Here is a 21,492-nt window from a genome sequence, read left to right as displayed (position 1 = left end):
CAGTAGCCCGGATGGAGCGCAAGCGTAATCCGGGACAGGTGCCTCACCGCGCGAGTTGCCCCGGATTGCGCTGCGCTCCATCCGGGCTACGAATGCGGCAGATGAGGTGATCGAGCGAGATGTTTCCGGGTCCGTAGGCCATGAGGGCGAGCGCCATGGCGGCCCAGGTGAGGTGGATCGGCCAGCCGTCGGGCACCGTGAGTTCGACGATGATTGTCATGAACAGCAGCCCAAGCCCTGCGAACCGCGTGCCGAACCCGAGCACGAGCAGAATCGGAAACATGATCTCGCCGCAGCCCGACAGGAATGCCATCAGGGTCGGCGCCGGAAAGTGGTAAGGCCCGCCCGGCAGGTGCAGCATGAACTCATCGCTGAACAGCGTCACGGCGGTGTCATTTAGCCTGAGGAAGCCGTCCCATTTGAGCATCCCCGAGCGCCAGAACGGCACCGCCAGCGCGAGGCGCAGCACGAGCAGGACCAGCGAGGGGACGGCGATCGCCTGCACCAGCTGGTTGGCCTTGTCGACGAGCAGCCAGGGCGACGGCAGGCCGCCGCCGGTCGCCATGCGTTGGTCCGTGATCATCGTGCGTCTCCAGCAGCAAGCGAGGTGAAGGCGCCGGCCTCGATCAGGCCGGCGATGTTCGAGGCAAGATCGAAGTCGGGCGATGCCTCCAAGGCCGTCGCGGCAGCTTCGCCGAGCGGTTGGCCGGATGCGAGGCAGGCGGCAAAGACGGCGCCGGCGGGTGGAAGGTGCCGCACCGCGACCTCGAATTCGGGCCGTGTGATCAGCGCGTCCTCCGGTCTGGACGCATCGATGCGCGCGGGGGGAGCGCTGCCACGATTGGCGGCGAAAATCGTCACCGCGGCGTATGGCGAACGAACGATCCGCATCGCCGGATGCGGGATGAAGACGGCGTCGGCCAGACGTTCCGGGTCGATCGCGGACAGCCGGGCCGGGGACAGCGGCGCGGCGTCGCCGGCATGATAGGCATCGAGCCAGGCCCGCTCGATGCGGGCGACATCGGCGAGCCAGGGCATATCCTGCGCATGCTCATAGGCTTCGATGAACCCGGGAAATTCGCGGCCGTATTCGAACAGCAGCGGCGAGGCCGGCGGATGGCTGCGGACATGGAAGCGTGACATGGCGCGGAAGAAGTCGGCCCCGGTGATGCGCTGCACCGCCGGATAGACCGCGGCCAGCGCCTCGATCAGGCTGACGGTGACGTTGTTGCGGTAGACGTCGTAGCGCCCGCCGGCGGCCTTGCCGTTCGGGCCGGTCACGATTTCAGGCGTGCTGCGTGCGGGATCCAGCAGCGCCGGCGCGAATGCAGCAGCAAAGGACAAGCCGGCTTCAGGCCGCATGACGCTCTCCTGCCATCGCGGCGGACTGATGACGGTCGAGAATCGCCTGGGCGGCAGCGGCTTCCGCCTGCAGCACCGGCCAGTCCGGAATCCTGCTGTCCCATTCGATCAGCGTCGGCACCGCGCCGCGGCGCTGGATCGCGATCTCGTAGAGCTTCCAGACGGCATCCGCGACCGGGCCGTCGTGGCTGTCGATCAACAGCAGGTCGCCTTCGTCGTCGGCCTGCTCGGCATGGCCGGCAAGATGAATTTCCTGGACACGTGATAGCGGAAAATCCGCGAGATAGTCGAGCGCCGAAGTGCCGTGATTGGCGGCGGAGACAAACACGTTGTTGACGTCGAGCAGCAGCCCGCAGCCGGTGCGCTCCGCAATTGCGCGAATGAACTCGGTCTCGCGCATCGAGGATTCGCGGAAGGCGACGTAGGTCGACGGGTTTTCCAGCAGCAGCGGACGGCGAATCGCCTCCTGCATCTGGTCGATGTGGTCGCAGACGCAAGCCAGCGTCGCTTCGGTATAGGGCAGCGGCAACAGATCGTTGAAGAAGCTGGCCTCATGCGTCGACCAGGCCAGATGCTCGGACACCAGCGCCGGCTGATAGCGCGCGACGAGGCTGCGGAAGCGCGCCAGATGCGCCTTGTCGAGCGGCCGCGGCCCGCCGATCGACATGCAGACGCCATGCAGGGACAGCGGATGGTCGCGGCGGATCGCCTCCAGCGCGCGATGCGGTGGGCCGCCATCGCCCATGTAGTTCTCGGCGTGGACTTCGAAGAAGCCACGCCGAGGTCCTGCCTCGAGAATTGCCGCAAGATGCTCCGGCTTGAAGCTCGTCCCGGCAACGCCGCCGATGGGAATCGCGAAGCGAAGCGGCATGGCTGCCGGTCGGGTCGCCTTGATCGCCGTGCTCATCTTGCTGCTCCGTTCGTGCTTGCTGGCGACGTCGTGAAGGCCGCTAGACCGGCTTGAGCGAGCCCTTCTTGCCGCCCGGCACTTCGATGCTGGTGCAGGTGCCGCCCTGTACGAATTTCCAGGCGTTGCCCTGGAAGTCGACGGTCGAGGTGCCCTGGCAGGTCGTGCCCGGTCCCGCCGCGCAATCGTTCTGGCCCTTCAGCGCGACGCCGAAGCACTTCTCCTTCTTGGCGGCCATGGCAGCCTCGCCCTCGGCCTTGGTCAGCGGGCCGGCGGCGGCGAGGGTCGCGAGCGCGGTGGATACGGCGCCGGCGAGGACGAGCGAGGTGACGGCATGCTTGGCAGACATCGAGATTCTCCTGTTCGAGATGGCATCGCCTTGCAGGCGATGTGCGCGTGGTCTCCTTCGCTGGGCGCGCAGCCGGCGTTACCTGCTGGCTGCTCACAAAGCCGTGAGACCGATTGGATCGGGCGCACTGCCGGTGCGCTTGGCCGGCATTAGCGGGCAAGCCTCGGCTCAAAGCCAATGCCTTGGCTCTATCGACACGGTAGCCGCCGCGCATTGGCGGCCGGAGCCCGTTCCTGCCAGACGTAACGGACGAGCGCCGACGGCGTAGAACAAGGTCAGCGGCTCGGCGTGAACCGACAGGCAAGAGGGCGATGAGGGTTGATCCCGAACGACGGCTTCGTGCGATCGCAGGGCTGACGATCAGCATCCGCCTCGCGGTCTCCGCGCTGGTGCTGGCTGCGATCCTGCTGACGGCCGCGCTCTCCAGCCTGCTCTGGTGGCGCACGGCGGAGGCGGCCAGCCGGCAACTCGCCTCGACCATCAACGAGCAGATCGTCGCGGCGGTGCGCAAGGAGGTCTCGGCCATCGTCGACGAGGCGCGCGCCGCCCACACCGCCATCCGCACCCTGTTCCTGCAAAACGTGCTCGACACCCGCGAGGCCGACAAGCGCGAGTTCGTGTTCCTGTCGCAATTGCAGTCGCAGGCGACGATCTCCTGGGTCGCGTTCGGCTGGCCCGACGGCTCCTTCTTCGCCGCGCACAAGCTCGGCGATCGTCGCCTGGAGATGATGGAGATCTCGCTGACCGACCATCCGGGCGAGCGCCGGGTCGATGAATATGACGTGGTGCCCGGCGACATCGAATTCGCCAACCGCCGCTTCGAGCCGACCTCGTTCCGCGTCGCCGATCAGGCCTGGTTCAAGGCCGGGCTCGACGCGGACGAACCGCAATGGTTCAGGGTGACTGAGCACGCGACCGGCGAACGGCCGTCGATCGCGTTTGCGGGCCCGATCGACGTCTATCAGGAGCGGCAGGGCGTTCTGGCCGTCATCATCGAATATACGAGGCTCGCGCGCTTCCTGTCGCAGCTCGAGGTCGGGCGCACGGGAACTGCGTTCATCGTCGATGGCAGCGGCGAGCTGGTCGCGGCACCGGACAAGGACGCCGACGAGCTCCATCCGGCGCGCGGTGACACCACGTTGCTGCCGCTGGCGCGCGCAGCGCTCGACAAGGCAGGGGAGGCCGGCCGCAAGGAGGCGTGGCGGAGCCGGCTCATTTCGGGCGGCGCGGCCTACGAGGTTGCTCTGACGCCGCTGCCGTTTCCCGGCTGGTCGCTCGCCACCGTGATTCCGGAGGCCGAGTTTCTCGGGCCGGTCGAGACGACGTTGCGCCGCCTGATCCTCGGCCTTGCCGTCGGTGCCGTGCTCGCGGCGCTGGCCTCCGCGATGCTGGCGCGGTCCGTCATCGCCGCGCCGCTGTCGCGCGTCGTCGGTGAGCTTCGCCATGTCGAGGCCTTCGCGCTGGAGCAGGTGCGCCGCCATCCCTCGCGGCTCAAGGAGATCGCGAGCCTGTCCGGCGCCATCGCGGAGATGGCGTCCGGCCTGTCCGCCTTCCGCAAGTTCATTCCGGCCGATCTCGTCCGCGGCCTGCTGCGCCAGGGCGTCGAGGCGAGGCCCGGCGGCACTGTCCAGGAGCTCAGCGTGATGTTCATCGACATTGCCGGCTTCACCGGGCTGTCGGAGCGGCTCGGCGATCGCGTGGTGCCGCTGCTGTCCCGCTATCTCGACGTCACCTCGGAGATCATCGTCGCCAATGGCGGTACCATCGACAAGTTCATCGGCGACGCCGTGATGGCGTTCTGGGGCGCGCCGCAGCCGCAGGACGATCACGCCGCGCGATGCTGCCGCGCGGCGCTCGCCTGCCGCAAGGCGGTGGCAGAGTCCGGTCTGGTCGACGATCTCGGCCAGCCGCTCCAGATCCGGATCGGCATCAACTCGGGCCGCATGCTGGTCGGCAATATCGGCTCGGAGCTGCGGCTGAACTACACCGTGATCGGCGATGCCGTGAACGTCGCCAGCCGGCTCGAAGGCGCCAACAAGGCCTACGGCACGCAGATCCTGATCGGCGAGACGACCGAACGCCTGGCGCGCGGCGCCGTCATCACGCGCGAGCTAGACAGCATCGCGGTCTATGGCCGGGAGGAGGGATTGCTGGTCCACGAGCTGATCGGGACGGTGGACGGAGAGGCCATCGACGCCGAGGCGATCGGCTGGATCGCAGATTACGAGCGCGGCCTTGCCGCCTATCGCGCGCGGCGGTTCGCCGCTGCGCTGGCCGATTTCGAGGTCGTGCTGAAACGGCGCCGCAACGATCGTCCCGCCGAGCTGATGCGGGACCGCTGTCGGCAGCTCGCATCGGCCGCGCCCGTCGCCGATTGGCGGGCCGTGGCAGCCTTGGCGACGAAATAGCGAGGTCGCAGTTCATGGCGCTTGGCGCGTCAATCACGACATCCGCGCATGTCACATCAGGCTCTTGAGCCCGCCGGGCGTCTATAGTAAGGATTGCGTGGGTCTGCAGTTCACCCAGGCGTCACCGTCCCGCGAGGGAAGCTAAACCTGCAAGGCTCCATCGAACCGACACCAAACCTCGTGCCGCGTCGTAAGCCGGTGACCTCCGACAATCCTATCCGGATCGGCACTTTGAGGATTGGTCATGGCCAGAACTCCCATTGCCTTTGTTGCGGGCGACATCTCCGCGCTCGCGAAATCCGTGCGTGCCCAGCTTCTGCAGCGGACGTCGCCACCCGGGCACGTCGAGCTGCTCAACATTCTTGCGCGCGCGACGGGACATAAGAACTACCAGCACTTTCGGGCGGGTGCGGTCGGCAAGTCCCTGGACGATCGCGGCAGTCCCGCGCCCCCAGTCGATACGGTCGATCTGAAGCGCGTGCAACGCGCGGCGCGCCATTTCGACGATCACGGCAGGCTGCTGCGTTGGCCGGCCCGCCACAATTTGCAGCAGCTGAGCCTCTGGGTGTTGTGGGCCGGCTTCCCGTCGCGGTGCAGTCTGGCCGAGGCGGACGTGAAGACGCTGCTCAATCGACAGCACGCTTTCGCCGACGATGCCTTGCTCCGCCGCGCGCTGTGCGATCACGGCCTGGTTTCCCGCACGGCCGATGGGCGAGCCTATCGCAGGATCGAGCGTCGGCCGCCGATGGAGGCGGCTGCGCTTTTGCGTCACCTCAAGACCAGCGCATCCGGACAATCGGAAGCCGCGCCATGATCGCGAGTCCGGACGTATTGCCGCTCGCCGGGCCTGCTCCGGTTTGGGTGCAGACTTCCCGCGGGGCAGTCCAATGCGCCAGCGCAGGCGAGGGGCCGGCCATCCTGGCCATCCATGGCGGCATGGGTGGCCACGACCAGTCGTGGCTGCTGGCGCGCGCCCTCGCCACGACGCTCAGAGACAAGCGGGTGGTGGCCGTGTCCCGCCCGGGCTATCTCGGCTCGCGCCTCGCGCTCGGCGCGTCACCCGACGAACAGGCTGATCTCTATGGAGGGCTGCTCGACGCGCTCGGGATTGCGAGCGCGGCGGTCGTCGCGGTCTCCGCCGGCGGTCCCTCGGCGCTGCAATTCGCAGCCCGTCATCCTTCGCGCTGCCGCTCGCTCGTGCTGGTATCGGCCTGCACCGGCCAATTGCAAACGCCGCCGGAGATAGCAGCGCGCCTGCGCCTGATGCGGCACCTTGCGCGCGTTCCCGGCCTGCCGCGCTTGCTGAAGTGGCGGGCCGAACGGAATCCGCAGGTCGGTGACCGCCGCGCCATTCCTGATGACGCCATGCGCGAACGCACGCTTCGCCATCCCGAGGCCGGTCCGCTCCTGCGCGCCTTGCAGTCGGGTGTGTTCGAGCATCTGTCCGCCCGGCTGCCGGGGACCGTCAACGACATCGCGCAGTTCGCGGTGCTGGGACAATTGCCGGCGGGATCGATCTCGGCGCCCACTCTGGTCGTGCACGGCCGCGCCGACAATGTCGTGCCGTTCGCGCATGCCGAGAACGTCTGCCACGCAATCCCGCAGGCGAAGCTGCTGGCGCTTCCCGACGGAGGCCACGTCTCGCTCTTCACGTATCTGGACGTCGTGCGCGAGGCGGCCGAGCCGCTGCTCGAGGCGCGCTCACGCGCTCCGTCCCCTCATCGCCTCGAGGTTCTCCCATGAAGACGACATTGCTGACACCCGAAGACTACACCCGCTCGCCGTGGAAGAACGGCGGCGGCATCTTCACCGACATTGCGGGCGCCTGGCGCGCTGAGGCGGCGGCGAAGGATTGGAGCAGCCTGCTGTGGCGCTTTGCCAGCACGCCGATCGTGGCGCCCGGTCCGTTCTCGCACATGCCCGGGATCGACCGGCTGCAGATGGTCGTCACTGGACGCGGGCTGGTGCTGAAGTCGCCGACGCAGGAGTTCGACGAGCGTGAACCTTTTACGACGGTGCGCTTCACCGGCGAGATGGAGATCGTGACCGCGCTCGAAGAAGGTCCGGTCGAGGTCGTGAACCTGATGGCCCGGCGCGGCGCGGCGGAGATCGAGCTCGTGGCGCTCATGGAGCCCGGCACGCGGCAGCTTGCCGCCGGTACGCATCTGGTCTACGCCGCGCGCGGCGATTGCCGCGTCCGCCTCGATGGCGCGGATTTCACCATCCCCGGCAACGGCACGCTTAGGATTGATTTGACCGAGGCATCGACGCTCGCACTCATGCACGGCCTGGTGGTGCTGGGCTCGGTCCGGCTTCTGGGATAGGCGGCATCGGTCCCGCAGCCCGTTGCGTATAATCCATGCAACTGGCCAGGTTGACGCGGCGAAGCTGGGCACGATATCTGCCCTGATGCAGGCCACGGCTATAAGGGGCAGGATATGGACGCACCGACCAACAATGTCCCGACGCTATCGGACGGTGTCGTCGACTGGCTGACCAACGGCACGCGCGACGAGCGCTTCATCGACGACATCTTCGCGCAGATGTGCATCCGGCTGCAACAGGCCGGCATTCCGCTCAAGCGGGCGACTCTTCACGTCCAGATCAATCATCCGCAATGGCTCGGCGCCCGCATGACTTGGTCCGACGGGATGAAAGGGGCCGAGATCGCGCGGGTCGATTACGACGTTCGCGAGCGGTCCGAGTATATCGGAAGTCCTGCCAACGAGATTCATGAGGGAGCGGACGAGCTGCGCGAGAATCTCGAGCGCGATCCCTCGCTCGGCCGCAAGCACGCCCTCTATGACGAGATGCGGGCCAACGGCCTGACCGACTACGTCGCCTGGCCGCTGTACCACACGCTGGGCAAGCGGCACATCGTCACCTTCGCGACCGGCCGGCGAGGCGGTTTCGATCCGGCGCATATCGCCGCCCTCAAGAAGCTCCTGCCGGTGCTGGCGCTGGTCAGCGAGATCCGCATCAAGAACCGCCTGGCGCGAACCCTGCTGGAGACCTATGTCGGCTCCCATGCCGGCGAGCTCATCCTGGCCGGCGCCATAAGGCGCGGCACCGGCACGACAGTGCGCGCCGCGATCATGATCTGCGACCTCAGGGATTTCACCAAGATTTCCGACAATTGGCCGCGCGACGACGTCATCGACCTGCTCAACGATTATTTCGACGCGATGTCGGAGCCGATCGCGCGGCACGGCGGCGAGATCCTGAAATTCATCGGCGACGGCCTGCTCGCCATCTTTCCGCTTCAGGATCCCAACGCCTGCGCAAACCTGCTCCATGCCGTCACTGAGGCCCGTCAGGCCATGATCGCCCTGAACGAGCGGAACAACGCGACTGGCCGTGCGCCGCTGAACTACGGCATCGGCGTCCATGTCGGCGACGTCATGTACGGCAATATCGGATCGGCCAGCCGGCTCGACTTCACCGTGATCGGCCCCGCCGTCAACATGGCCTCGCGCCTCGAAGCCCTCACCAAGCAGTTGGGACGGAAGGTGCTGCTGTCGCGCGATTTTGCGGAGCTAGTGCAGCCGAAATTCGAGCTGGAGCATGTCGGCAAGCACGAGGTGCGGGGTTTCAGCGATCCGATCGAGCTGTTTGCATATCACGGCTGAGGCGGGCATTTCCGGGCGATGGACGCCGCGGGCCGAAGTCGGGCTTCCGGGCCGAGGCTCGTCTGTTGCAAACGCGGAAATGTGCAACTACGCTTCACCGCGACCAGTCCCTGGTCCCCGCGATCAGCTGCACACATGCCCAAATTTCTGCGCATCGGAGTCCATCAGTCGAACGTATCGGGGTACACGTCGAAGGCGTGGTGCGTCCGGCGGGTTGGTTCGGCGGTGTTTCTGAAGTGGGGCGCCGTGGAGGTTCATGGTGCGGGCGATGGGCGAAGGGTCTATTGGGCGCGGGTGCCTCAGGAGAAGACCGTTCGCTGCGGCACGGCGCAGCGCGCCCAGGATTACGCAAAGGCCGCGATCGCCCGGCGCCGCAATCATCGCTATGAACCGCTGACCGCGCCGATTGCACCCCGGCGCCGGTCGGCCGAGCGCAGTGCCGAGCTCAAGCAAGCGCGGGCCACGATCCTGATCGTCGACATCGTCGGCTCGACCGCAAAAGCCGCCAAGCTCGGCGATGCGCGCTGGACCAAGATCATGGGCCATTATTACGCCGCGGTCCGCAAGGAGCTGAAGACGTGTGGCGGCAAGGAAGTCGTGACGACGGGCGACGGCGTCTTGGCCACGTTCAGGAAACCAGACGGCGGCATCGCCTGCGCGGCTGCGATTCAGAAAGCCATGCGCACGCTGGGCCTCGAGATCCGGATCGGCTTGCACGCCGGCGAATACACCATCAGCGCCGGCGAGATGGTCGGCCTCGCCTTTCACATCTGCACCCGCGTCGCGGCGAAGGCGCGCCCCGGCGAGGTGCTGGTGTCGAGCGCGGTCAGAGAGCTGATGAAGACGCAGCCTGCGATCAGCCTGAAGGATCACGGCATGCACCGGCTCAAGGGCGTGCCGGAACGATGGAGGCTGTGGCGGGTCGCGGGGTGAGGGCCGCGGTCACCTCATCTGCACCACGACCTTTCAAGAGGGCAAGCGTCGCGACGTTCCCAGTTGGGAACCGCGGCGGTTCCTTTTGCTAATGATTGCGGCAGCCGCGTTAAGGTCAAAGACACCAAGCGCCTTTACGGGTCCTTCGCCCATCTGTCCTAGCGTTTGACGTGGCTGGGACAATCTCGATGGGTTTCTTCGCGCGGCTTCGCGACGCATTCGCGATCGGTGACACGACCGATCCGCTCGGCCGTTCGCTGCTCGTCGAGCAGTTCCGCGTGCTCCGCAAGCAGGTGCCGGTTCTCTATGCCGCGCTTCTGGTCAACAGCATCAGCGTGGGGTTGCTCCTTCCGAGCACGGTGTCGCCATGGCTGCGATTTGCCTTGCCGGCCGCGCTCCTGGTGGCCTGTCTGTTTCGGTTGGTGCAGTGGCTGCGGCTGAAGAAGGAGGACTTCACCGCCGAGGAGGCTTACCGAGAGCTCGTAAGGGCTCGTCTCGCCACCGTAGTGATCAGCTCCAGCTTCGTAATCTGGATCCTGGCGCTGTTCATGGTGGTCGATCCCGGCCTGCGTGTGTCGGTCTGCCTGCTGCTCTTCATGGGCTGCGTCGGGACTGCCTACTGCCTCGGCAGCTTCCCGCCGTCGTCCCGGCTGACGATGTTGATCGCCGGTGCACCGATCGCGACACTCCTGCTGCTCTCCGGCGACGGGATGCTGATCTCGGTCGGGATCAATCTGCTGGCGTTGCTCGTCCTGCTCGCCCGGATGATCAACACCAATTTCCGCTCCTTCGTGAAGCTGGTCGAGACCCATGCACGGCTGTCCGAGGAAGGCGATCGCGCCCGGGCCGCCGAGCAGACCGCGACCGCGTTCGCGGAGCGCTTCGACCGGGCGCTCAACAACATGTCCCAGGGGCTCTGCTTCTTCGATGCCGATCAGCGCCTGATCGTCTGCAATCGGCAATACCTCGAGGTCTACGATCTCGATCCGAAACTGGTCCGGCCGGGCATGAAGCTGAGCGAGATCGTCGATCTCCGCTATTCGGCCGGCAGCGCCCCGAAGATGTCCAAGCAGGATTATCTGGTCTGGCGCAACAGCGCTCCGGTGATCGCCGAGAATTCGGATACGACCGTGGAGCTGAACAACGGCAGGATCGTGCGGATCCGGCATCGCCCTGAGGGGAAGGGCTGGGTCGCAACCCACGAGGACATCACGGAGCGCCATCGCACCGAGAGGGCGCTGGCGGAGGCGGAAGCCTCCTTCCGCCTGCTGTTCGAGGAGAACCCGCTTCCGATGTGGGTGGTCGATGCGAAGACACATCGGCTCATCGCCGTAAATGGTGCGATGTGCAGGCACTACGGCTATTCCCGCCAGGATCTCCTCGCCATGTCCGAGCATCAGCTCGCCCATGCGCAGCAGCAGGCGACAGCCGAACGCGACTGCGAGTTGCACAGGACGGCCGACGGCGAGGTGATCGAGGTCGTGATCGAATCCCGACCGCTGGTCTATGACGGGCGACCCGCCCATGTCTGCGTCGGCTTCGACGTGACGGAACGGAACAGGGCACAGCAGAGGGTGAGCTATCTCGCCGGTCACGACGCGCTCACGGAGCTGCCCAACAGGGCCGCCTTGGGCCAGCATCTCTCCGCCGCGATCGAACGCGCCGAGGTCGCCGATGGCGCCTTCGCCGTGCTCTGCATCGATCTCGACCACTTCAAGGCGATCAACGACCGCTTCGGTCATGCCGTCGGTGACGCCGTGCTCCGCGAGGCCGCAAGACGCCTGCAGGACGTCTCGCAAGGATCCTACGTGGCGCGCGTCGGGGGCGACGAATTCATCGGCATCATCGATGAAGCGCCGCTGCCGGCAACCGCGGAGCTGCTCGCCACCAGGATGCGGGCACAGTTCGAGCAGCCGATCGAGGTCGACGGCCATGCCCTGAAGATCGATCTCTGCGTCGGCGTCGCGCTGTATCCGAGAGATGCCGGCGATTCCGTTGCCCTGCTGGCGAATGCGGATGCCGCGCTCTATCGCGCCAAGCACGAGGGCAGGGGAGCCGTCCGCCTGTTCACCAGCGTGATGGACCAGCAATTGCGGGACCGCCGTGAGCTGGAGCACGATTTGCAGGCCGCCGTGGAGCGGGGCGAGCTCTATCTGGAGTACCAGCCGCAGCAGCATCGCGATGGCACGCTGATGGGCTACGAGGCGCTCGTGCGCTGGCGGCATCCGGTGCGCGGCATCATCCCGCCGGGCGAGTTCATTCCGATCGCGGAGCGAAGCGGCTCGATCGCGCAGATCGACGATTGGGTCCTGATGGAGGCGTGCAGGGAAGCGGCGTCATGGGACCAGCCGCTGCGGGTGGCCGTCAACGTCTCGGCGGCGCAGTTCCGCCGGGAAAACCTCGACCGGCAGGTCCGCCGGTCGCTGCGCGACAGCGGGCTTCCGGCCGCGCGTCTCGAGCTCGAAATCACCGAAGGCGTCCTGATCGAGGACATGCCGCGCGCCAAGACGACGATGCAATCGCTCAAGGCGCTCGGCATCCTGATCGCACTCGACGATTTCGGAACGGGATATTCGTCGCTGTCATATCTCGAAGCGTTTCCGCTGGACCGCATCAAGATCGACCGCTCCTTCGTCGCCTCGCTCGGTCAGAGCGACCGATCGCTCGCCATCGTCCGGGCCGTGATCGGCCTCGCCCACGGGCTTGGGGTGCCGGTCCTTGCCGAAGGCATCGAGACGGAGGAACAGATGTCGCTGCTGATGCAGGAAGGCTGCGACGAGATGCAGGGATATCTGATCGGGCGGCCGCGGAGCCTCGTGTCCTCCCGGCCGAGCAAGAAGGCCTCGAGGCGCGCGGCTTCCTGACCGGCGGAGGCAGCGCGCTCTAGCCGGCCGGATCGGCCCGATCGCATTTCGGGCACCGCCCGTCCGCGGCGACCGCGAGTTGCCGGCCGATTTCTTCCCTGAGCGCGTCCGCCTCGAAGGGCGTCCCGTCGCTCTTCAGGATTCGCTTGGCGCGTTCGTAGGCATGGCTCTCGGCGGCGTCGTCGCCGACGCGGATGATCACCTCGCCGTGGAACGGGCAGACCGTGGTCGCGCGCGTCGTCTCGAGCGCGTAGCGCACGGCCGCAGGGAGATCGTCGAGCTTCGCGGACATCATGGCTGCTCCCCTGATCGAGGCGGTCTCGATGGTGGCCTCTTGCCGGCGGCGGCATTGGGTGGCGGGCCGGCCGGGCGAAATCAATCAGCCCCGGTTTCCGAGGAGCGTTTCCAACGGGCGACCGAGGCCGATTGCATGGTCTGTTCAGGGCTGGGCGAGCCGCGGTACCGGCCTTCGTTCCATCGAACCTGCCGGCGAAGCCTCCCCTTGCGGAGCCGGCTCCCTGATCGCGGACGCTTGCACCCTGTCTTGCGAAGCGGTGCCCGGAGTGCCTAGGAGTCCGGGCTCCGCTTCGTGCGGCACCGGAGCGACGGCGCGCCCGATGTCGTGCAAAGCATAGGGAGCGGCGGGCCGTTCGCATTGACCCATCGCAAACCTGGGAAAGGCCCGTAAGGAATCGTCCGCAATTTCGCCGGCTCGGGTTTGGGCGCATGAAGGAAGCATGCAGCGCCAGATTCTCTTCAGGTGCCCCCGCACCGGCATGAACGTCCAGCAACGGATCGACGACGAGCGGCCCGAGGGGCGCACGCCCGTGGACAGCTATGTCCCGGTGAGGTGCCCGGCCTGCATGTCGCTGCACTTCGTCAACACCACCACCGGCCGGCTGCTGAACGAGCCGAACGGACAGCCTGGGTCAACGCCGCGTTCCGCCTGATCCGACCGCGCCGGTTGCCTCGCAAGGGGCAGCAGGAGGCCGATCAGTGGATCGCCGCATACATGATGGCTTCCTCCGTCGCCTCTAGCGCGGAAAATTCCTCGACGACCTTGCCCTGCCTGCAGACCAGGATGCGATCGGACAGCGCCATGATCTCGGGGAGGTAGGAGGAAATCACGACCACCGCCTTGCCTTTGTCGGCCAGCGAATTGATCAGCTCGTGAATTTCGACGATGGCGCCGACATCGACGCCCCGCGTAGGTTCGTCGAATATGATGAGCTCGGGATCCTGGACCAGCGATTTGGCGATCACGACCTTCTGCTGGTTGCCGCCGGACAATTCGACGACCTTGGCCTCGTCGCCGATGGCGCGCACCTTGAGGCGCTCGATCCAGGACTTTCCGGCCGCGGCGCTTTCGCGTCGTGATAGCCAAGCGCGTCCCCTTGGAAATTTGGCGAGCAGGCCGAGATAGATGTTGCGCGCGATGGATGCTGTCTCGAAGAACCCTTCGACCTTGCGGTCCTCGGTCACGTAGGCGATGCCGGCCTGCACCGCCGGCGCGGGCACCCGGTAGCGCACCGGCTTGTCGTCGAGAATCACCTCGCCGCCATGGAAGAAGTCGCGCTTCATGACTCCAGCGACGATCTTGAACGTCTCGGTGCGCCCGGCGCCGACGAGGCCGAAGACGCCGGTGATCTGGCCCGCGAACACCGACAGCGAATTGTTCTTCACCATCGGCGCCATCTTCAGGTTCTGTACGGTCAGCACCCGCTTGCCGGAGGGGCGGACGTTCGTCTTGCGCGCGCCGTAGAGCGTGTTGGAGAGATCCCGTCCCACCATCGCCTGCACGATGCGCGCCCGGTCGAAGCGGGAGGCCTCGTCGGTCACGACGTGCTTGCCGTCGCGCAGTACGGTGATGCGGTCGGCAAGCAGCAGCGCCTCTTCGAGAGCGTGCGAGATGAAGATAATGGAGACCCCGCGCCGCTTCAGGTCCTTGACCAGGTCGAAGAAGTATTTCTTCTCCTCCGGCGTCAGCGTCGCCGTCGGCTCGTCGAAGATGATCACCTTCGCCTTGTGCAAGACCGCGCGCGCAATCTCCACCATCTGCTTCTTGGCCGCGCCGAGGCCGCCGACCGTCGCGGTCGGCGTCACGTCGAAGTTGAGCGATTGCAGGAATTGCTGGGCCGCGATGTAGATGCCGCGCAGGCGGTTGTAGAACTTTTCCTGTCCGAGGAACAGGTTCTGCGCCACCGTCATCGTTGGCACCAGGCTGTTCTCCTGGAACACCATGGCGATGCCGAGGTTGCGCGCCTCCAGCGGGGTCTTCGGCGTGACCTCGACGCCGTCGACCGTCATGCCGCCCGACGTCAGCGTCACCACGCCGGCCATGACCTTCGTCAGCGTGGACTTTCCCGCGCCGTTTTCGCCGACCAGCGCGTGGATCTCGCCGCGCCGCAGGTCGAAATCGACGCCGTCGATGGCGGGCACGCCGGCGTAGAGCTTGGTTGCCTTCGAAAGCGAAAGGACGAGGTCGTTCATGCGCGGGCCTCCTCGCCGAGACTGGCCAGCGGCAGGCTGATGACGCGGCCGGGGCCTTTTGCGATCATCACGAGGTCGTCACCGCATTCGACCGCGGCGACGATGCCGTGGTTGACGCCGTCGGCCCGGCTATGGAGCGAATAGCGCGGCAAGCCGTCGGCCCCGAGCCGGATGACGAGACCGTAGGAGCGCGGTGGCGCCCAGGGCTTCATCACGCCCATGGTCTTGATGTGCGCGCCCTGCAGCGGCTCCTTGAAGGAATGACCGGACCGCAGACGCGGCGCCACCCAGAACTCGGGGTCGATCTCCGCGATCATACGGCGGCGATAGGCCGTCTCGCGCAGCACGAACTCGACGAGCTGGGTGCGCGCGGTGAAGGCGGTGAGCCAGAAGCCGCCGCCGCGCGCCGGCGAAAGCCGGGATGGGTAGACGGGCAGGTGACGGAGCAGGTCCTTGCGGCTTCCGTCCGGAGCGATCGAGATCAGGCGATGCCGCCAGCTCTCGCTGACGAGCACGCTGCCGTTGCTCGCGGTGGCGCCGAACGCGTAGCCCAATCCGCCGGCAAGCTGCGCGACAGCGCCGGTCATCGGATCGAGCCGCAGCGCCCGGCCGGTCCTGCCGAGCTCCATCAGGTCGCGCGCCCAGTCGTCGACACCGCGCAACGACGATCCGTCCGTTGCGATCAACGTCCCCTCGGCCGCCGACGCGAGCGCATTGACGGCATGCAGCCCTTGCGAAAACACCGTCGCAGGCGTCTCGGCCGCGGCATCTTCGTAGAGCCGGACCTCGGTGCCGCCGAGTGCGACGGCGAGGCCGCCGCCGGGCAAGCACGCCAGCGCGGAGATCGGCCGCTCGAAGCTGCGGATCGTCTGTGCTGAGTCACCGGTCAGGCGTGTCAGCCGCGTGCCGTCGGCAAGCAGCAGCGACGTGCCGTCGGTGGCGAGATCCTCCGGGGCCTCGCATGCGAGCAGGATGTCCGCCTGCTCCAGCGCCTGGTTCGGCTTCAACGCCCCATCGAATGACGGAACGGTAATGGCCGCCTCGCCGCGGCCGAGGACGCGGTTGGCGAATTCGCTGATGGCGGCGATCACGACGACCTCCCCCAGCGCTTGTCGTACTGCACGAAACTGGGATCGGCATTTTCGAGCTTGAAGCGGCCGATCCGGTTGTTGGCGATGCCGCCGAGATAGAGATAGCCGCGATGCTCGCGCATCGAGGTGATCATGGGATGATTGAGGCCCTTGAGGTCCCAGAACGATTCCAGGATCTTGCCCTGCTCGTTGAACTTGACGACGCAGCCGGTATTGATGTTCGGGAACAGCCATTCGTCGACCGGCACGCGCTTGGCCATGCGCCGGCGGAAGCCCGGCATCTTCCAGGCGAGATCCAGGGACGGGCTGCGCATGCCGACCAGCGCCAGCCAGTAATTGCCGTCCGAGGCGAGGTTGATGTTGTCGGGATAGCCCGGCAGGTTGTCCATGACGATCTCGACGTCGCCCTTCCTGGGGCCTGCGAACCAATAGCGCTTGATCGAGCAGCCGAATGTCTCCGCGAACAGGATGGATTGCCCGTCGCTGGCGACCGCGACGCCGTTCGGGAATTTGAGACCGCGCAGCGCGGTATGGGTCGTGCCGGTCTTGGTGTCGTAGCAGATGATGCGGCCATTGCCGCGCGCTTCCAGCCCGTCGACGGGCCATTCGTCCATCTCGTAGCGCACGGTGGCCTCCGAGAAGAAGATCAGGCCGTCGTCGGTGATGTCCAGATCGTCGGCAAGCCGCAGGCGGCTGTCGTCGTTCACGGAGTAGAGGCTGCGGTTGGTCTCGTCGGTGGCCTTCTCCACGGTGCCGTCCGGCCTGATGCGATAGAGGCCCATGCCGCCGATGCAGACATAGAGATTGTCCTCCTTGTCGAACGCCATGCCGAGCGGCTGGCCGCCGATATGCGCGAACACCTCCATGCGCTCGTAATCTGGCGGGAAGAAGCGCATGATGTCGCCGTGCCGCGATCCCGCATAGAGCACGTCGTTGCGGTCGAGGATGACGTCCTCGGGCGCCTCGATCCGGCCGAGCCCGATCAACGTGACGTCGCGCAGCCTGTCGTTCTGCTCGAACGGCCCGCCCTGGCCGATCTCGGTCGGCGGCGGTGGCGGCAGCGCATGATAGGTCGGCGCGACATAGACCTTGCTGATGATGCGCGTGCGGTTCTTCTGCCAGCGGATGTCGACCATCGCGGCCGCCAGCAGGATCGACGCCAGCGCCATGCGGTTGACGCCGCCGCGGGCGTTCATGGCGGTCAGGCCGTTGGTGACGAGAAGCACGATCAGCACGCCGACCATGGACTTGACCACCGACCCCTTGCCGCCGCCGAGGGTGATGCCGCCGAGCACGGTGGCGGTCAGCACGATCACCTCGAGGCCAACGCCGATATCGCCACCGACGGTGCCGAGCCGGGCCGCGAAGAAGAGCGCGCCGATGCTGGTCAGTACGCCGCTCGCGACATAGCAGAGCGCGATGGTGCGGCGGACGGCAATGCCGGAATTGTAGGCCGAGCGCCGCGAGCCGCCGATCGCGGTGATGTGCCAGCCGGGCCGCAAGCGCGTCAGGAAGATATGGCCGAAGATCGCGATCACGATATAGACCAGCGCGACGCTGGGAATCCCGAGCACGGTTCCGCCGCCGATGAAATCCCAGGACGGAATGTCGGGAAAGGCCGACGCGATGGCGTTGGAATAACGCTGGATCAGGAGATCATAGGCCGAGCGGTAGATGATCAGCGTGATCAGCGTGGTGATGAAGGCGCGCAGCCTGAGATACCCGATCAGCACGCCGTTCACGGCGCCGAGCAGGCCGCCGACGATCATGGTGACGACCACCACGGCGGGGACCGGCCAATTGAGCACGTCGAGCAGGTAGAGCGCGCAGAAATCCGTCAGCGCGAAGATTGATCCGACCGACAGATCGATGCCGCCGACGATGACGACGAGCGCCATGCCGAGCCCGATGAAGCCGATCTCGCCGGCCTGCCGCGCGGTGTCGGCAAGACTCGACGGCGATAGGAAGTGCTCGAGTGAGCGGCTGAGCGCGAAACCGACGATCAGCAGCAGGATCACCGGAATGGCAGTTTCGGTCCATCGTTTGGACAGGATCTCGCCGAGGAGATGGTCCGGCCAATAGCGATATCGGAGCCTCGTCAGTGTCTCGCGCATCTGCCTTCCGCTGATTCCATGAGCAAGGTTGCGCGTTCCGCACCGGAACGGGCGAAACGCGCAGCTTCGGGTGCGATCACTTCTTGAGATCGGAGAGATTCCAGCACGCCATCTGGCTGTCGGCGTTCTCCTTGGTGATCGGGATCAGCGTGGTGTATTCGGAGCCCTTGACCGAGCCCGGCTTGACACCCGACGACAGCAGCCATTTGATTGTACCGGCCATTTGCGCGGCCTGGGTCGGCACGTCGTAGCTCATGTTGAGATCGAACGAGCCGTTCTTCACGAGCTCGCAAGCGCCCTTGCGCTCGCCGCCGCCCGACGTGGCCAGGAACACCTTCCCGGTCAGGCCGGCCTCCTTGATCGCGGCGGCGGTGCCGATGTCCATGCCGTCCCAGAAGCCGACGATGCCGCAGAGGTCGGGATTCTGCTTCAGCACCGTCTGGGTGATCGCCTTGGCCTTGGCGGCATCCCAATCGGCGGCCTGGCTGGAGACGACCTTGATCTCGGGATGTTTGGCGAGGACGTTCTCGACGCCCTTGAGCGTGTAGGCGCTGGCGGCCGCGGAGAGCGCGCCCTGGATGATGGCGATCTTGTTCGACTTGCCCTGGCAGGCCTTTACCACGCCTTCGGTCTGGCGCTCGCCGATCTCGATCCAGTTGGCGCCGACGAAGGCCGAGCTGCGATAGGCCGAGCCCATGTTGATCTGGATGACGTAGATGCCTTCGTTCTCGGCGCGCTGCAGCAGCTTGGCGTAGGTCTGGACGTCGGGATTGTGGATCACCATTACCGCCGGCTTCTCCGAGATCAGCGAGGTGACGGCTTGCGCGCCAGCGTTGGTATTCCAGTTGGGATCGCGGATGACGAACTTGACGCCGAACGGCTCGAGCTCTTTCTTCAGGCCGGCATACCAGCCCTCCGTCAGGTCGAAGTTCATCGCCACCGGCACGTAGGCGACGGTCTTGCCGGCCAGCGCTTCCCGGAAGGTTTTCTGGAACGGCTCGTCGAGCCCTTGTTGGGCCAAAGCCGGGCCGGTGCCGGCCGAAAGCGTCAATGCGGCGATACTCGCAAGCGCGAATTTGTGCATGCAGGCCATTGGTTTCCTCCTAGTTGGACAGCGTATTGTTTTGGGCAGATCAGATGTCGCCCTGTTGGGCCGTTTCTTCGTTGCGTGGATTGAGGAACGTGTCGGTGATGACCGCGACCAGGAGCACGAGGCCCTTGATGAGGTTCTGGCCGGCATAGGGGATGTTCAGGATCGTCATTCCGTTCAGCATCGTTCCGATTAGGAGCGTACCGATGATGACGTTGACGACGCCGCCGCGTCCGCCCGATAGGCCGATGCCGCCGAGCACGACGACGAGGATGACATCGTAGATCAGCGTCGAGTTGAAGATGCGGGTCGGCATCGAGTTGACGGACGCCGCCATCACCAGGCCCGCAAAGCAGCCGATCAGGGCCGCCAGGACGTATTGCAGCACGATGATGGGCCGCGTCGGGATGCCTGTGACGCGCGCCGCGAACGGGTTGTCGCCGATCGCGTAGATGTAGGCGCCCCACCGCGTCTTGCGCAGCAGCACGAAAACCACGACGCAGGCGATCGCGAACATGACGATCGAGGTCGGGATGCCGAGGATGCTCCCCTGGCCGAGCCGCTCGAACCCGGCCATGCCCTCGCTCCATTGCACAACGTCGAGCTGAAAAAGGGCGGCCTGGCCGAGGCCGGCGACGAACAGGCCGGTCGCCAGCGTCGCGAACAGAGGCGGCACTTCCGCATAGGCGATCAGCCAGCCATTGACGAGACCGACCGCGATCGACAACAGGCCGGCCGCCAGCAGCGAGGCCGGCAGCGAATGCCCGTTCTGTACCATCTGAAGCACCAGGCCGCCGGGGACCGCGAGCGCCGCGATCAACGACAGGTCGATGCCGCGGCCGATCACGACGATCGCCATGGCCAGGCCCAGGATGCCGAGCACTGCCACGTTCTGCAGCAATGTCAGCATGTTGTCCGCGGACAGAAAGCCGTTGAGGAAGATCGAGAAGCTCAGGAAGAGTGCCGCAAAGACCGCAAACACGATTTCCTGTTGGCTGATCCGAACGCGCTTCATCGCTTGCCATCCCCGGGGGGATTGGCGTTGCGCGTGCGGGATCGCCGTCACGGCGCGCGCTTGCCTCCCCCCGTCCCAAGATTTGTTTTGCGCTTGATAGGCGAGGGAGCTCGCGCTGACTTGCGTCAACGCGCAAACCTTTTGCGCTGGCGCGCAAAGAGTCTTGCACGAAGCTGACAGGAACCTAAGATCGAGGGCGGGCTTTTGTGCGCTGCACAGCCAACCTCGCAACGGGCCGCCGATGGATCTCGTCTTTACAACCGAGGAGCTAGACCCGGCCAAGCGGTTCGCGGCCTGGCAGGACGCGATCTGCGATCACTATGTTCATGTCGACGTGAACGCGGTGAAGCCGGCCGATTATCAAGGCTTTATCCGCGAGGCGCAATTTGGCCCCGTCACGATGAGCGACGTCTTCCTGTCGGAGCAGCGCATATCACGGCGCGAGCGGCACATCGCCAAGCTCGACAAGGATTGTTACTACGTCCAGTTTCTGCAGCAGGGCAGCATGGACGTGCTTCAGGCCGGCCAGACCCTGATGACCAGCCCAGGCATCGGCGCGATCTTTTCGGCCTCCGACGCGTATGATCTGGAGTGCTCGAACCAATTCCGGTCGTTGTACCTGGAGATTCCGCGCAAGGAGTTTTCCTCGCGCTTCGCCGAAGGCAAGATGCCGCTCGCAGCGACGATCGCCACGGGGCGGGGCTTGGGCCGGATCGCCGCCGAATTCTGCGCCCTGCTTGCTTCGGGCGCCTCGAGCCTGGAGGAGACGGCGCGAGGCCGGCTCGGTCACGAACTGATGGACGTCCTGGCGCTCGCGCTCGACATGGGCGACAAGGACGAATTCTCGGAGGATGCAACCGCGCGCAACGCCCGGCTGCGTTCCGTCAAGGCCTGGATCGAGGAGCACCTCACCGAACCCGACCTGTCGCTGGAGAAGATTGCCAGGAGCAACGGCGTCTCGCTCCGGCATCTGCATTATCTGTTTCGATCGACCGAGATGTCGGTGTCGGAATGGATTTTGAACCGCCGCCTGCAGCGTTGCTACGATGCGCTGATGCGCCCGGAGCTGCGCGCGCTTTCGGTGACCGCGATTGCCTATCGGCTCGGCTTCAGCAGCTCATCGCATTTCAGCACGGTGTTTCGCCGCAAGTTCGGCCACAGCCCGTCCGAGCTGCGCCGGCGCCAGATCACGGCGATCCAGTAGGGCGGCGGCCGGCGCGAAGCGCAGCTGGGCCGGATC

Annotated in this window: 19 protein-coding genes; 9 read left to right on the top strand and 10 right to left on the bottom strand. The window is 66.0% G+C overall.

The annotated features are described in order from the left end of the window. Positions 1-43: 43 nt before the first annotated feature. Genes DCM80_RS03635 through DCM80_RS03620 form a run of 4 tightly spaced genes read right to left on the bottom strand, consistent with a single transcriptional unit; the run spans position 44 to position 2,618 of the window. Positions 44-583, bottom strand: a complete 540-nt coding sequence (locus DCM80_RS03635) for a DoxX family protein (RefSeq protein ID WP_257195799.1) — start codon at positions 581-583, stop codon at positions 44-46. Then, positions 580-1,362 carry a DNA-binding domain-containing protein gene (locus tag DCM80_RS03630; RefSeq protein WP_257195798.1) on the bottom strand — a complete coding sequence of 261 codons (783 nt, stop codon included), beginning with the start codon at positions 1,360-1,362 and terminating at the stop codon, positions 580-582. Before DCM80_RS03630 ends, DCM80_RS03635 begins: the two co-directional genes overlap by 4 nt. Next, the gene (locus DCM80_RS03625; protein WP_257195797.1) at positions 1,352-2,269 is read right to left on the bottom strand and encodes a DUF692 domain-containing protein; all 918 of its coding nucleotides are present in this window, start codon (positions 2,267-2,269) and stop codon (positions 1,352-1,354) included. The genes DCM80_RS03630 and DCM80_RS03625 overlap by 11 nt, the downstream gene beginning before the upstream one ends. A 43-nt stretch (positions 2,270-2,312) precedes the next feature. After that, positions 2,313-2,618, bottom strand: coding sequence for a DUF2282 domain-containing protein (locus DCM80_RS03620; protein WP_257195796.1), 306 nt, complete (start codon positions 2,616-2,618; stop codon positions 2,313-2,315). 311 nt (positions 2,619-2,929) lie between these two features. Here DCM80_RS03620 and DCM80_RS03615 point away from each other — a divergent pair, with 311 nt between their 5' ends. The 7 genes from DCM80_RS03615 (at position 2,930) to DCM80_RS03585 (ending at position 12,452) form a co-directional block, all read left to right on the top strand. Further along, positions 2,930-5,026 (top strand): adenylate/guanylate cyclase domain-containing protein, encoded by a 2,097-nt coding sequence (locus DCM80_RS03615; protein ID WP_257195795.1) that lies wholly within the window; start codon positions 2,930-2,932, stop codon positions 5,024-5,026. 244 nt (positions 5,027-5,270) lie between these two features. Beyond that, positions 5,271-5,840 (top strand): DUF2087 domain-containing protein, encoded by a 570-nt coding sequence (locus DCM80_RS03610; RefSeq protein WP_257195794.1) that lies wholly within the window; start codon positions 5,271-5,273, stop codon positions 5,838-5,840. Further along, entirely contained in the window at positions 5,837-6,769 is a 933-nt protein-coding gene (locus DCM80_RS03605; protein WP_257195793.1) for an alpha/beta fold hydrolase, read from the top strand. Before DCM80_RS03610 ends, DCM80_RS03605 begins: the two co-directional genes overlap by 4 nt. Continuing rightward, positions 6,766-7,350 (top strand): HutD family protein, encoded by a 585-nt coding sequence (locus DCM80_RS03600; protein ID WP_257195792.1) that lies wholly within the window; start codon positions 6,766-6,768, stop codon positions 7,348-7,350. The genes DCM80_RS03605 and DCM80_RS03600 overlap by 4 nt, the downstream gene beginning before the upstream one ends. 114 nt (positions 7,351-7,464) lie before the next feature. Next, positions 7,465-8,655: an adenylate/guanylate cyclase domain-containing protein gene (locus DCM80_RS03595; RefSeq protein WP_257195791.1), complete on the top strand. Its 1,191-nt coding sequence runs from the start codon at positions 7,465-7,467 to the stop codon at positions 8,653-8,655. Between the two features lie 135 nt (positions 8,656-8,790). Beyond that, on the top strand, positions 8,791-9,588 hold the full coding sequence (locus DCM80_RS03590; protein ID WP_257195790.1) for an adenylate/guanylate cyclase domain-containing protein: 798 nt from the start codon (positions 8,791-8,793) through the stop codon (positions 9,586-9,588). A gap of 188 nt (positions 9,589-9,776) precedes the next feature. After that, on the top strand, positions 9,777-12,452 hold the full coding sequence (locus DCM80_RS03585) for an EAL domain-containing protein (protein WP_257195789.1): 2,676 nt from the start codon (positions 9,777-9,779) through the stop codon (positions 12,450-12,452). 19 nt (positions 12,453-12,471) lie between these two features. Here the strand turns inward: DCM80_RS03585 and DCM80_RS03580 are convergent, their stop codons facing one another. After that, positions 12,472-12,747 (bottom strand): hypothetical protein, encoded by a 276-nt coding sequence (locus DCM80_RS03580; protein WP_257195788.1) that lies wholly within the window; start codon positions 12,745-12,747, stop codon positions 12,472-12,474. Positions 12,748-13,189: 442 nt separating this feature from the next. On the opposite strand from DCM80_RS03580, the gene DCM80_RS03575 reads away from it, so the two are divergent. Continuing rightward, a complete protein-coding gene (locus DCM80_RS03575; RefSeq protein ID WP_257195787.1) occupies positions 13,190-13,402 on the top strand; it encodes a hypothetical protein in 213 nt (70 codons plus the stop codon). Positions 13,403-13,445: 43 nt separating this feature from the next. On the opposite strand, the gene DCM80_RS03570 is transcribed toward DCM80_RS03575, so the two are convergent. The 5 genes from DCM80_RS03570 to DCM80_RS03550 all read right to left on the bottom strand — a co-directional run bounded on the left by DCM80_RS03570 (position 13,446) and on the right by DCM80_RS03550 (position 20,252). Then, positions 13,446-14,942 carry a sugar ABC transporter ATP-binding protein gene (locus DCM80_RS03570; RefSeq protein WP_257195786.1) on the bottom strand — a complete coding sequence of 499 codons (1,497 nt, stop codon included), beginning with the start codon at positions 14,940-14,942 and terminating at the stop codon, positions 13,446-13,448. Further along, positions 14,939-16,033 (bottom strand): strictosidine synthase family protein, encoded by a 1,095-nt coding sequence (locus tag DCM80_RS03565; RefSeq protein ID WP_257195785.1) that lies wholly within the window; start codon positions 16,031-16,033, stop codon positions 14,939-14,941. The genes DCM80_RS03570 and DCM80_RS03565 overlap by 4 nt, the downstream gene beginning before the upstream one ends. Further along, positions 16,030-18,147: an SMP-30/gluconolactonase/LRE family protein gene (locus DCM80_RS03560; RefSeq protein ID WP_257195784.1), complete on the bottom strand. Its 2,118-nt coding sequence runs from the start codon at positions 18,145-18,147 to the stop codon at positions 16,030-16,032. Before DCM80_RS03560 ends, DCM80_RS03565 begins: the two co-directional genes overlap by 4 nt. Positions 18,148-18,223: 76 nt before the next feature. Next, positions 18,224-19,240 carry a sugar ABC transporter substrate-binding protein gene (locus DCM80_RS03555; protein ID WP_257195783.1) on the bottom strand — a complete coding sequence of 339 codons (1,017 nt, stop codon included), beginning with the start codon at positions 19,238-19,240 and terminating at the stop codon, positions 18,224-18,226. 40 nt (positions 19,241-19,280) lie between these two features. Beyond that, positions 19,281-20,252 (bottom strand): ABC transporter permease, encoded by a 972-nt coding sequence (locus tag DCM80_RS03550; protein ID WP_257195782.1) that lies wholly within the window; start codon positions 20,250-20,252, stop codon positions 19,281-19,283. A 241-nt stretch (positions 20,253-20,493) separates the two neighbouring features. Here DCM80_RS03550 and DCM80_RS03545 point away from each other — a divergent pair, with 241 nt between their 5' ends. Beyond that, positions 20,494-21,456, top strand: coding sequence for a helix-turn-helix domain-containing protein (locus tag DCM80_RS03545; protein WP_257195781.1), 963 nt, complete (start codon positions 20,494-20,496; stop codon positions 21,454-21,456). Positions 21,457-21,492 lie beyond the last annotated feature (36 nt).

The organism is Bradyrhizobium sp. WBOS08 (assembly GCF_024585125.1).
Taxonomy (GTDB): Bacteria; Pseudomonadota; Alphaproteobacteria; order Rhizobiales; family Xanthobacteraceae; genus Bradyrhizobium; species Bradyrhizobium japonicum_B.
This window is presented reverse-complemented; position numbering and strand designations above follow the sequence as displayed.

Coding starts and splice junctions, on each gene's coding strand:
- DCM80_RS03630 (WP_257195798.1), bottom strand. CDS start 1,362: ATGCGGCCTGAAGCCGGCTTGTCCTTTGCTGCTGCATTCGCGCCGGCG.
- DCM80_RS03600 (WP_257195792.1), top strand. CDS start 6,766: ATGAAGACGACATTGCTGACACCCGAAGACTACACCCGCTCGCCGTGG.
- DCM80_RS03580 (WP_257195788.1), bottom strand. CDS start 12,747: ATGATGTCCGCGAAGCTCGACGATCTCCCTGCGGCCGTGCGCTACGCG.
- DCM80_RS03610 (WP_257195794.1), top strand. CDS start 5,271: ATGGCCAGAACTCCCATTGCCTTTGTTGCGGGCGACATCTCCGCGCTC.
- DCM80_RS03555 (WP_257195783.1), bottom strand. CDS start 19,240: ATGGCCTGCATGCACAAATTCGCGCTTGCGAGTATCGCCGCATTGACG.
- DCM80_RS03605 (WP_257195793.1), top strand. CDS start 5,837: ATGATCGCGAGTCCGGACGTATTGCCGCTCGCCGGGCCTGCTCCGGTT.
- DCM80_RS03550 (WP_257195782.1), bottom strand. CDS start 20,252: ATGAAGCGCGTTCGGATCAGCCAACAGGAAATCGTGTTTGCGGTCTTT.
- DCM80_RS03595 (WP_257195791.1), top strand. CDS start 7,465: ATGGACGCACCGACCAACAATGTCCCGACGCTATCGGACGGTGTCGTC.
- DCM80_RS03615 (WP_257195795.1), top strand. CDS start 2,930: ATGAGGGTTGATCCCGAACGACGGCTTCGTGCGATCGCAGGGCTGACG.
- DCM80_RS03625 (WP_257195797.1), bottom strand. CDS start 2,269: ATGAGCACGGCGATCAAGGCGACCCGACCGGCAGCCATGCCGCTTCGC.
- DCM80_RS03590 (WP_257195790.1), top strand. CDS start 8,791: ATGCCCAAATTTCTGCGCATCGGAGTCCATCAGTCGAACGTATCGGGG.
- DCM80_RS03560 (WP_257195784.1), bottom strand. CDS start 18,147: ATGCGCGAGACACTGACGAGGCTCCGATATCGCTATTGGCCGGACCAT.
- DCM80_RS03620 (WP_257195796.1), bottom strand. CDS start 2,618: ATGTCTGCCAAGCATGCCGTCACCTCGCTCGTCCTCGCCGGCGCCGTA.
- DCM80_RS03545 (WP_257195781.1), top strand. CDS start 20,494: ATGGATCTCGTCTTTACAACCGAGGAGCTAGACCCGGCCAAGCGGTTC.
- DCM80_RS03575 (WP_257195787.1), top strand. CDS start 13,190: ATGCAGCGCCAGATTCTCTTCAGGTGCCCCCGCACCGGCATGAACGTC.
- DCM80_RS03570 (WP_257195786.1), bottom strand. CDS start 14,942: ATGAACGACCTCGTCCTTTCGCTTTCGAAGGCAACCAAGCTCTACGCC.
- DCM80_RS03635 (WP_257195799.1), bottom strand. CDS start 583: ATGATCACGGACCAACGCATGGCGACCGGCGGCGGCCTGCCGTCGCCC.
- DCM80_RS03585 (WP_257195789.1), top strand. CDS start 9,777: ATGGGTTTCTTCGCGCGGCTTCGCGACGCATTCGCGATCGGTGACACG.